General features: G+C 76.0%; 8 protein-coding genes. 5 read left to right on the top strand and 3 right to left on the bottom strand.

Annotated elements, in window-relative coordinates; all coding sequences use genetic code 11:
• Positions 1 to 1,715, bottom strand: a 1,715-nt coding sequence (locus EDJALFJO_RS09970; RefSeq protein ID WP_233149782.1) for a DEAD/DEAH box helicase, incomplete at its 3' end; no start/stop codon positions are given.
• 121 nt (positions 1,716 to 1,836) lie between these two features.
• On the opposite strand from EDJALFJO_RS09970, the gene EDJALFJO_RS09975 reads away from it, so the two are divergent.
• Positions 1,837 to 2,466, top strand: a complete 630-nt coding sequence (locus EDJALFJO_RS09975; RefSeq protein WP_088284719.1) for a ferritin-like fold-containing protein — start codon at positions 1,837 to 1,839, stop codon at positions 2,464 to 2,466.
• A 72-nt stretch (positions 2,467 to 2,538) separates the two neighbouring features.
• Here the strand turns inward: EDJALFJO_RS09975 and EDJALFJO_RS09980 are convergent, their stop codons facing one another.
• The gene (locus EDJALFJO_RS09980; RefSeq protein WP_088284721.1) at positions 2,539 to 2,763 is read right to left on the bottom strand and encodes a DUF3107 domain-containing protein; all 225 of its coding nucleotides are present in this window, start codon (positions 2,761 to 2,763) and stop codon (positions 2,539 to 2,541) included.
• Positions 2,764 to 2,905: 142 nt separating this feature from the next.
• The gene (locus EDJALFJO_RS09985; RefSeq protein WP_304441273.1) at positions 2,906 to 3,568 is read right to left on the bottom strand and encodes a TetR/AcrR family transcriptional regulator; all 663 of its coding nucleotides are present in this window, start codon (positions 3,566 to 3,568) and stop codon (positions 2,906 to 2,908) included.
• A gap of 115 nt (positions 3,569 to 3,683) precedes the next feature.
• On the opposite strand from EDJALFJO_RS09985, the gene EDJALFJO_RS09990 reads away from it, so the two are divergent.
• From EDJALFJO_RS09990 to EDJALFJO_RS10005, 4 genes are all read left to right on the top strand, one after another.
• Complete coding sequence (locus EDJALFJO_RS09990) at positions 3,684 to 4,547, top strand: DUF3152 domain-containing protein (RefSeq protein ID WP_143448429.1); 864 nt, start codon at positions 3,684 to 3,686, stop codon at positions 4,545 to 4,547.
• A 32-nt stretch (positions 4,548 to 4,579) separates the two neighbouring features.
• Complete coding sequence (gene moeB, locus EDJALFJO_RS09995) at positions 4,580 to 5,773, top strand: molybdopterin-synthase adenylyltransferase MoeB (protein WP_088284727.1); 1,194 nt, start codon at positions 4,580 to 4,582, stop codon at positions 5,771 to 5,773.
• Positions 5,774 to 5,887: 114 nt separating this feature from the next.
• Positions 5,888 to 6,382, top strand: a complete 495-nt coding sequence (locus EDJALFJO_RS10000) for a DUF732 domain-containing protein (RefSeq protein ID WP_158220368.1) — start codon at positions 5,888 to 5,890, stop codon at positions 6,380 to 6,382.
• A 94-nt stretch (positions 6,383 to 6,476) separates the two neighbouring features.
• Positions 6,477 to 8,014, top strand: a 1,538-nt coding sequence (locus EDJALFJO_RS10005; protein WP_088284731.1) for a serine hydrolase, incomplete at its 3' end; no start/stop codon positions are given.

Genomic DNA, 8,014 nt, shown 5'->3' on the forward strand with positions numbered 1-8,014 from the left:
TCCGTGCCGGGCGCGGTGAAGACCGCGGCCGTCGCGTCGCCGGCCGGCGTCACGGGAGCCGCGGCGTCCTGGTCGGCCGCACCCTCGGCGCCCTCCCGGACGGCGACGCCGCCCACGGTGCGCTTGCGGTTGCGGTTGCGACGGGGCCGCGGGGCGTCGTCCTCGGCCGGGCCGGTGGCGTCGCCCTCCGGCGCCGCGTCCCGGCCACGGCCACGACCGGCGTCCCGACCGGCGTCCCGGCCGCCGTCACGACCGCCGCGACCGCTGTCGCGCCCGCCGTCCCGGCCGCCACGACCGGCGTCCTTGGCGCCCCGGCCGCCGCGCGGGCCGCGGCCGGTCTCGCCGAGGTCCTCGACCTCCTCGGCGTCCAGGCCGGCGCGGGTGCGGGCGGCCCGGGGGAGCATGCCCTTGGTGCCCTCGGGGATGTCGAGCTGGGTGAACAGGTGCGGGGACGACGAGTACGTCTCGGTGGCCTCGGGGATGCCGAGGTCGAGCGTCTTGTTGATCATCATCCACTTGTGCAGGTCGTCCCAGTCGACGAAGGTCACCGCGACGCCCGTGTTCCCGGCGCGGCCGGTGCGACCGATCCGGTGCAGGTACGTCTTCTCGTCCTCGGGGCACGCGTAGTTGATGACGTGCGTGACGTCGTCGACGTCGATGCCGCGGGCCGCGACGTCGGTGGCGACGAGGACGTCGACCTTGCCGTTGCGGAACGCGCGCAGCGCCTGCTCGCGGGCGCCCTGGCCGAGGTCGCCGTGGATGGCGGCGGCCGCGAAGCCGCGCTCCTCGAGCTGCTCGGCGACGTTCGCGACGGTCCGCTTCGTGCGGGCGAAGATCATCGTCAGGCCGCGGCCGCGGGACTGCAGGATCCGGGCGACCATCTCGATCTTGTCGAGCGCGTGCGCCCGGTAGACGAACTGCTTCGTCGCGCGGACGGTGGCACCGGTGTCGTCCGGCTCCGAGGCGCGGATGTGCGTCGGCTGGGTCATGAAGCGGCGCGCGAGCGCGACGACCGCGGACGGCATCGTCGCCGAGAAGAGCATCGTCTGCCGGCCGGCCGGGGTGTGGTTGAGGATCCGCTCGACGTCCGGGAGGAAGCCCAGGTCGAGCATCTCGTCGGCCTCGTCGAGGACGACGATCCGGGCGTGCGCGAGCACGAGGTGGCCCTGCTGGGCGAGGTCGAGGAGCCGGCCGGGGGTGCCGACGACGACCTCGATGCCCTTGCGGAGCGCCTCGATCTGCGGCTCGTACGCCCGGCCGCCGTAGACGGTGAGGACGCGCACGGCGCGCATCTTCGACGCGGTGTCGAGGTCGTTGGCGACCTGGACGGCGAGCTCACGGGTCGGGACCACGACGAGCGCCTGCGGCTTGCCGGGCGCCTCGAGGTCGTCCCAGCCGGGCTCGCCGGGGCCGGCCACCCGCTGGAGCACGGGGATGCCGAACCCGAGCGTCTTGCCGGTGCCGGTCTTCGCCTGGCCGATGATGTCGTTGCCCGTGAGCGCGACCGGCAGGGTCATGTGCTGGATGGGGAAGGCGTGGGTGATGCCGACCTTGTCGAGCGCGGCGCAGATGCGCTCGTCGACCCCCAGCTCGGCGAACGTCGGGACGTGCGGAGCCGTCGGCTCCTGCTCCGGTTCGCCGCCCTCGAGGGGCTCGGCCGTGCTGTCCACGGTGCTCGGGTCGGTGCTCTGATCGGTGGAGGCGTCTGCGGACACGTGTGCCTTTTCCTTCGGCGGGGGCCGCACGCCGGGACTGCGCCCGGTGGGCGCGTCGGCGGGCCGCTCCGCGGTGGTCGGAGCCGATCGTCTCCCGACCGGTCATCCGTGTACGTACCCGATGGTACCTGGCTCCCGGCTCGCTACCCTGCCGTCCATGAGCGAGCAGCCCGTCGGCGCGTCCATGGCCCCCGGGCTGGCCGCCAAGGCCGAGCTGAGCCGGATGGCGGTCGCCGAGTTCCGGCACTTCGAGCAGCTCCGGGCCCGGCTCGAGGAGACCGGGGTCGACGTGCAGACCGCGATGGAGCCCTTCGTCGCGCCGATCGACGCCTTCCACGAGCGGACGGCGCCCCAGACCTGGCTCGAGGGCCTCGTCAAGGCGTACGTCGGGGACGGCATCGCCTCCGACTTCTACCGCGAGGTCAGCGCGTTCCTCGACCCGGCGACGCACGCGCTCGTGACGAACGTCGTCAAGGACTCCGGCCAGGCCGCCTTCGTCGTCCGCGAGGTCCGGGCGGCGATCGAGGCCGACCCGAAGCTCGCCGGCCGGCTCGCGCTGTGGGGCCGGCGGCTCGTCGGCGAGGCGCTCAGCCAGGCGCAGCGGGTCGCGGCGGACCGGGACGGCCTGGCCGCGTTGCTCGTCGGCTCGGCCGACCGGCCGGGCGCCGACCTCGGCGAGATCGTGCGGATGTTCGGCCGGCTCACCGACGGGCACACCCGGCGGATGGCCGCGCTGGGCCTGGCCGCCTGACGGCCCCCGACGCAGGAAGCCTCCGGCACCCGCGAGGGTCCGGAGGCTTCTGCGTTCGCCGCTGTGCCCGGCTCAGGTGGAGGCGAACCCCACCTTGCCGCGCTCGGGCGCGCCGATCTCGACGTAGCCGATGAGCGCCCCGGGGATGAGGACGAGGCGACCACGGTCGTCCGTGAGCTGGAGCAGCGTGCCTCCGCTCACGGCCGCGTCGACGGCCGCGCGCACCTCTTCGGGCTTGAGCTCGGACTCCAGCGTGACCTCGCGCGCCACGTCCCGGACGCCGATCTTGACCTCCACGCCAGTGCCCTCCCAGTTTCGTCGCCCTCGCCGGTCCGCGTCGGGCGGGCGGCGTCGGGTGAGTTCCAGTTCGACCCGCAGGCTAACCGACCGCACCGGTCGTGCGCCGACCGGCGGTCCCGTGTTCGCGCAGGGCGTGGCGTCAGGCGGGTGCGGCCGCTGGGCCGGGCTCGGCCGGCGGGTGCTCGGCGTCCGCCCGCGGGAAGCCGCGCACGCCCCGCCAGGACAGCTGCGCGATGAGCCGGTCGGCCGCCTCGCGGTCGATCCGCCGGCCGGTCTCGAGCCAGTAGCGGGCCGTCTGGTTCGCCATCCCGGCGAGCGCGACGCCGAGGAGCTCGGCCTCGTCGCGGGGCAGGCCGGTCTGCTCGCCGATGACGTCGGCGATCGCCTGGGCGCAGCCGATCGTCACGTTGTCGACCATGTCGCGGACTTCGGGGTCGCTGCGCAGGTCGGACTCGAAGACGAGCCGGAAGGCCTCGCTCTCGGAGTCGATGAACTCGAAGTACGCCCCGATCGTCGCGGCGACCCGGAGCTTGTTGTCCGACGTCGACGCGAGCGCCCGGCGCACGCCGGCGAGCAGCTCGGCGCTGTGCTGCTCGATGAGCGCGAGGTAGAGCTCCCGCTTGCCCGGGAAGTGCTGGTAGAGGACCGGCTTGCTCACACCGGCGCGGTCGGCGATCTCGTCCATCGCCGCCGCGTGGTAGCCCTGCGCCACGAAGACCTCGCGGGCGGCCCCCAGGAGCTGGGTGCGGCGCGCGCTGCGGGGCAGGCGGGTGCCCCGGGTGCGGGTGTCGGGCGTGGTCAGGGGTCCTCCTCGGTGGAACGGGTCAGCGGGGATCCTACCCGTGGGTAACGGCCGGGTCCCAGAGCAGAGGGCCGCGCCGCGGCCCGGAGCCGGTCCGCATGGCATGCTGCGGGACGTGCCGCGCCACGGATCCGACGCCGCGCCTCGGGTCAGCCGCCCGGCCGCGGCCGTCCTCGGCATCGCTCTCGTCGCGGGGCTCGGGGCCGGTGGCTGGGCCCTGGCGGGGTCGCCCGACGGCACCGTGCGGACCTCGGTGACGAGCCCGTCGCCGTCCGCCGCGTCGTCGTCCGCCGCCGCACCGTCCGCCGTGGCGCCGTCGTCCGCCGTTCCGGACGTGACGCCGTCCGCGTCACCGAGCACGTCGCCGTCCGCACCGGCTACGACGCCGGCGACAGCACCGCCGAAGGGCCTCACGAAGGCCGACGTCGCCGCCGGCCTGCTCTCGGCGTCCTTCCCGCAGCGCGGTTCCGGCCGGCTGAAGGTCGTGCCGGGGTCCTCGGCGGCCCCCGGAACGGGCAAGGTCGTCCGGGTCCGGATCGAGGTGGAGGGCGGCCTGGAGGTCGACGGCCGCCGGTTCGCCGACTTCGCCCTCGCGACGCTCAACGACGAGCGGTCGTGGGCGCACGACGGCTACCGGTTCGCCCGCACCGACGGGACGGCGGACGTCCGACTGGTCCTCGCGTCCCCGGACACCTCGGCGCGGCTGTGCCGCCCGCTGCAGACCTTCGGCCGGCTGTCCTGCCACTCCGGCGACGCCACCGTCATCACCGTCTACCGGTGGGTCAAGGGCATCCCCGAGTACGGCAAGGACCTCGCCGGGTACCGGCGCTACGTCGTCAACCACGAGGTGGGGCACGCGCTCGGGCACGGGCACCTCATGTGCCCGGGGGCCGGCCGCCGGGCGCCGGTGATGATGCAGCAGACCAAGGGGCTCAAGGGCTGCCGGCCGAACTCGTGGCCGTACCCGGACGCCGGCTGACGGCTGTCGCCGGGCCGACGTAGGGTCGGCGCATGAGCCCGATGCCGCCGCTCGTCGAGCCCGCCGAGCCGCTGAGCGCCGCCGAGATGCAGCGCTACTCGCGGCACCTGATCCTGCCGGACGTCGGGGTCACCGGGCAGCGCCGGCTGAAGAACGCCCGGGTGCTCGTCGTCGGAGCGGGCGGTCTGGGCAGCCCGGCGCTGCTCTATCTCGCGGCCGCGGGCGTGGGGACGATCGGGGTGGTCGACGCGGACGTCGTCGACGCGTCGAACCTGCAGCGGCAGGTCGTCCACGGCGAGAGCGACGTCGGCCGCCCGAAGGTCGACAGCGCCGCCGACCGGGTCGCCGAGGTCAACCCGCACGTCACGGTGGTCAAGCACCCCGTGCACCTGGACAGCACGAACGCCCTCGACATCCTGCGCGGGTACGACCTCGTGCTCGACGGCACGGACAACTTCCCGACCCGCTACCTCGTCAACGACGCCTGCGCGATCCTCGGCATCCCCGAGGTGTGGGGGTCGATCTTCCGGTTCGACGGCCAGGTGAGCGTCTTCTGGGCCGGGCACGGCCCGACCTACCGGGACCTGTTCCCCGAGCCGCCGCCGCCCGGTGCGGTGCCGTCGTGCGCCGAGGGCGGCGTCCTCGGGGTGCTCTGCGCCGCGATCGGGTCGGTCATGGCGACCGAGGCGGTCAAGCTCGTGTGCGGCATCGGCGACAGCCTCGTCGGGCGGCTCATGGTCTTCGACGCCCTCGCCATGACGTGGCGCACGCTCAACGTCCGGCCGAACCCGGCGCTGCCGCCCATCACCGCGCTCGTCGACTACGACCGGTTCTGCGGGCTGCTCCCGGAGCAGACCGACGGGGCCGGCGCCGTCTCGGCCGCGACGATCGACGTCCACGCCCTGCGCGACCTGCTCGCCGCCCGCGAGCGCGGCGAGACCGACTTCGTCCTCGTCGACGTCCGAGAGCCGTACGAGCGGGAGATCGTCGTCATCCCGGGGGCGGTCGGCGTCCCCAAGGCCGACGTCATCGCGGCCGCGCAGACGAAGCAGTGGCCGGCCGACCTCGCCGAGGGCCGCCGGGTCGTCCTGCACTGCAAGGCGGGCGGCCGGTCCGCGGAGGCGCTCGGTGCGCTGCTCGCGGCGGGCCGCACGGACGCCGTGCACGTCGCCGGGGGTGTCCTGGCCTGGGCCCGCGAGATCGACCCCGCGCTGCCCACGTACTGAGCCGGCCCGGGTCCGGCCGCCGACCGTTCACCGATCACGGCGTGCACCGGTGGCGTGCACCGGTGCATGCTGATCCCGCGGAGCGCCCGACACGGCATCCGGCGGAGGGTGCACATGGACGAGCGCGACGACCTCGCGCCGCAGGCCGACGGGCCGGGACGGTCCGCGCTGCAGACCGTGCACGGTGCGGGCCTGCTCGCGATGATCGCGGTCCTCGTCGCGGTCTGCGGCCTCGGCCTGCAGGCCTTCCTCGGGAACCCCGGTGCGTCGGACGACGGCACGGGCTCCGACGCCGCCCCGGCGGCCCTGCCGTCGGCGGCCCCGGCCGCCGCCGCGGCCCAGGGCTACCAGCCGCCGCCACCGCTGTCGTCGCCCGGCCCCGACCAGCAGGCCGCGTTCCTCGAGGCGGTCCGGCTCAGCGGCACCGGCGGGTGGTCGTCCCGGCTCGACGTGCTCGGGTACGGCGTGCGGGCCTGCCGCCTGCTCTCCGACGGCCGGACCGGGCCGGACGTCGTGAGCGCGCTCGTCGCCGCGGGGGAGCGGCCCGCCCAGGCCCAGGCGGTCACGGCCGCGGCCCCGCAGACGCTCTGCCCGCCCGACGGGCTCTGAGGCACCGGGAAGGGTCGGCCCCGGGCCGCGACCGATGTGCGGCTCGTGCCCCCGGTTGCCCGGTCCCGGCCGTTCGGTCACGTAACATCCCGGGGTGCCTCCCCTTCGCCGCGCCGCCCGCGCCGCCGCCGGTCTCGCGACCGCCGCGGTCTGCGTGGCCGTGGCGCTGCCCGTGACGGGGGCCTCCGCCGCACCACCCGCCGCGGGCCGGCCCGACGTCGCGCGGCCGGCCGCCCCCGCGGCCGCGGGCGACGGCCTGCGGACCCGGGGCGACGACGTCGCCCGCCGCAGCGCGGCCCTGTCGGCGACGCTGCGCCGGGCGCTCGCGACGTCCGGGTTCTTCGGGCTCGTCGACTTCGGGCCGGTCGAGGGCCGGTGCCCGGCGGGCGGCGGCTGCCCGGACGGCGCACCCGCCGCCGCGTTCGCGCCCACGGTCGACGCGGCGGTCATCGAGCTCGACGACGCGGGCCGGGTCACCGCCGTCGCGAACGCCGTCCTCGGCCGGGACGCCCCGACCGGCGCCGTCGTCGAGGTCGGCGCCGACCTCGCCTCCCGGTCGGTCCGCTGGCACCGCTGGGACGACGACCGCTGGAACGGCGCGACCGCGTGGGACGCCCCGTGGCCGGCGGGCGACCTGCTCGCACCGGCGTCCGCGTCGGCCCGCCTCGACGTCATGAGCCCGTACCCCGGGGCGCTCTTCGGTCTCGTCGTCGCCGTCCAGACGCTGCGCCTCGCCGACGCCGGCAGGCTCGACCTCGACGCGCCGTGGACGTACCGCGCAGGCGGGGCCGAGTCCTGCGTCGACGGGGCGGCCCCGGCCACCGCGACGACCCGCGCCCTGCTCGACCGGGCGCTCGCGTCGAGCGACCACGCCGCGACGTGCATGCTCCTGGCCCAGCTGCACGCGCGCGACGAGGTCGGCCCGATGAACGCCTGGCTGGCCTCGGTGGGCCTGTCGACGATCCACGTCGACGGCACCGACCCGGCCACCGGCGGCCGCTGGACCCCGGGGCGGATCACCATGACCGCGCTCGACACCGCCCGCCTGCTGCTGCTCGTCCGGGGCGCGACCGGCCCGCTCTGGGACGACGACCGCGGCCGCCCGGTGCGCAGCGCCGACGTCCTCTCGGCCGGGTCGCGCGCCCTGCTCCTGCGCACGCTCGGCGAGCAGGGCTTCAACGAGGCGCTCTCGACGACGAACTGGTGCGGCCGCGCCGACGTCGCCCGCGGCGTCCCGCACGCGGTCGCCCCGCGCTGGGTCGACCCGGCTCACGGCACCGTGACCGTGGGCGACGTCCCGTACGGCCAGGACGTCCGCCCGTGCAACGCCGCGGCCGAGGTGACCTTCGCGCACAAGACCGCGACGACGTACACGTTCGGCGCGGACGCCGGCATCGTCGACGCCCTGCCGGGCCGGCGGCAGCGGCACTACGTCGTCGCCGTCCTCGGCACCCTCGGCTCGCGCTACGCCGACGCCCGCTACGCGTCGTCGCCGGCCCTGCCGTGCGAGACCGACACCTGCTACCCGAGCGCGCTGGCCCGGCTCGGCGCGACGATCGACGCCGCCGTCGGGGCGTCCCCGGCGGCCCCGGTGACCCGCCCGACTTCACGAAGTTCTGAGACGACCCCCGT

It is taken from the genome of Kineosporia sp. A_224 (genome assembly GCF_002198655.1).
Lineage (GTDB): Bacteria > Actinomycetota > Actinomycetes > Actinomycetales > Kineosporiaceae > R-H-3.

Bases quoted from the DNA above. Each gene is read 5' to 3' on its own strand.
- moeB (WP_088284727.1), top strand. From the start codon at position 4,580: ATGAGCCCGATGCCGCCGCTCGTCGAGCCCGCCGAGCCGCTGAGCGCC.
- EDJALFJO_RS10000 (WP_158220368.1), top strand. From the start codon at position 5,888: ATGGACGAGCGCGACGACCTCGCGCCGCAGGCCGACGGGCCGGGACGG.
- EDJALFJO_RS09975 (WP_088284719.1), top strand. From the start codon at position 1,837: ATGGTACCTGGCTCCCGGCTCGCTACCCTGCCGTCCATGAGCGAGCAG.